2 protein-coding genes are annotated in these 1,167 nt (G+C 47.0%); both read left to right on the top strand.

Annotated features, from left to right (window positions below; translation table 11 throughout):
• The coding region (locus C8R21_RS16255) for a hypothetical protein (RefSeq protein ID WP_219906705.1) at positions 1–201 on the top strand (201 nt) is incomplete at its 5' end.
• A 350-nt stretch (positions 202–551) separates the two neighbouring features.
• Positions 552–1,167: Type 1 glutamine amidotransferase-like domain-containing protein (locus tag C8R21_RS15545; RefSeq protein WP_181258983.1), on the top strand; the 616-nt coding region annotated here is incomplete at its 3' end.

The raw sequence follows: 1,167 nt of genomic DNA, 5'->3' as shown, positions 1-1,167 counted from the left end.
AGCGCGCTCACGTACCTCGGGGGAAAACTTGTTCTGTTTCTTCATAGCTCCATTCTCTCAGATGTTGGAGCCTCTACAAAACCCGGGGCGGTTCAATGGCACCAATTGATTTGGCTGAAAATGGAGACCAGAGGAATCGGTTATGCATGCGAGGAATATTTAAAACGAAGAGCAAAATGTTTCATTGCATCATTTACTTGAGCAAATCTTCCCTGCAATCATGTGGCAAGCATCCGTCGCATCGCAAAACTGCTTACTTTTTAACACTTTTACTTGTATACATTCCATTTTTGTCAATTTTTCCCATTTTTTAATACTTTTTTCTTGTATTTCTTCCTATTTTTTATACTTTTTCAACTTTTCTTTCACGATTTCTAACTTATACTTCACCTTAATTTCACAATTGAGGCCTGAGAACAGGACTAGAGGGGAAATTCACTGCCATTGTGAAACTGAATTTCACATGACAAAGGGGGAGGCAAAGAATGGAATTGCTTGTGTGGTTTTTTCTCGCTCAGCAGCAAACAAATTCCAGAATTATATGCAGATGGATGGCAACCCCGATCATGGTTGCTGTGTTTTCCACAGGGATAGGCCTGGTAGAGGCAGCCAATAAATCGCGATTAGGGATCTCTCGAAATGGCGAGCTGGTTGATTACCTGCCCTGCGGCACAATTCCGTTAAGCACACGAACTGCTGTATTAATGGGTGGAGGAGACGACGTCAAGGAGGCCTTCAGCTGGATGATTGCCAAAATGACCCAATGTGGCGATGGCAGTACAGGGAGGCCGGGAAATTTTGTCGTGATTGATAATGGCAGCGACCCGCCTGACGATACTTACATCAGCATAGTCGGGCCCGTCGCCTCGGTAGTAACTCTGATTGTTCCTGACATAGAAACGGCTAACGACCCCGCCCTCGAGCTTTACATTCGAAATGCCGGCGCAATCTGGCTAACCGGGGGCGATCAAGGGCGCTACTACAATTTCTGGAAGGGCTCGTTGCTGGAACAACTGATATCAAAGCAGGTCCGGAATTTCAAGATTCCCATTGGCGGAACAAGCGCGGGAACCATGGTACTCAGCGAGTTCGCTTATGTCGCCGACCCGTGCGCGATCACTTCGTCAAAAGCCTTGACCGACCCCTGCTCGCAGTGCGTCGCACTGA

The organism is Nitrosospira multiformis, from assembly GCF_003050865.1.
In the GTDB taxonomy this organism is placed as follows: domain Bacteria; phylum Pseudomonadota; class Gammaproteobacteria; order Burkholderiales; family Nitrosomonadaceae; genus Nitrosospira; species Nitrosospira multiformis_E.
The sequence above is the reverse complement of the archived record's forward strand: the minus strand, read 5'-3'. Positions and strand labels throughout refer to the sequence as shown.